1 protein-coding gene is annotated in these 617 nt (G+C 68.6%); it reads right to left on the reverse strand.

Features of this window, described 5'->3' with window-relative positions; translation table 11 throughout:
* Positions 1-584 (reverse strand): HAD-IA family hydrolase (locus GL263_RS27620; RefSeq protein ID WP_182858450.1); only part of this gene is annotated, 584 nt, incomplete at its 3' end.
* Positions 585-617: the final 33 nt, after the last annotated feature.

Raw genomic sequence — 617 nt, forward strand, 5'->3', positions numbered from 1 at the left:
TAGTGCACACCCCGCATCCCGCACGCGACCGCGGCCTCCACGTTCTCCAGCCGGTCGTCCACGAACAGGCACCGCCCCTCCGGCACCCCCGCCCGTTCCGCCGCCAGCCGGAAGATCCTCCGATCCGGCTTCGCGACACCCACCCGAGCACTGCTCACCACCTCGTGCGCCAAGTCCGCGATCCCCAACGCCGCCAACTCCTTCTCCAGCCGCGGAGTCGCGTTTGTCACCCACACCACCCGCACCCGACCACGCGCCCTCCGCAGCAGATCCACCACCATCTGGTCAACCCGCGACGGCGCATCGGCGAAGGCCAGGGCCAACTCGCGAGCCCGCCGCCCGTCCGGCACCCACTCCCCGAGGCCACGCTCGACGGCGTCGGTCCACTCCTCGTACGAGATCCTCCCCAACAACAACGGAAGGTCTCGTTCCGGCGCGTACGCCACCTCGGCGGTTGTCCCCTCCGCCAGGCCCAACTCCCTCTCCAGCTCCACCACTCGACTCGTGTCGTAGAAGCGAACGACATTGTCGAGATCACACAACACGGCATCAAACGGCCGACGACCGACCCCAGAACTTCCCACACCCCCATCCCTACCACCACCCGCCCACAGACC

Origin of the sequence: Streptomyces durbertensis (assembly GCF_014156695.1) — a bacterium.
Classification (GTDB): Bacteria; Actinomycetota; Actinomycetes; order Streptomycetales; family Streptomycetaceae; genus Streptomyces; species Streptomyces durbertensis.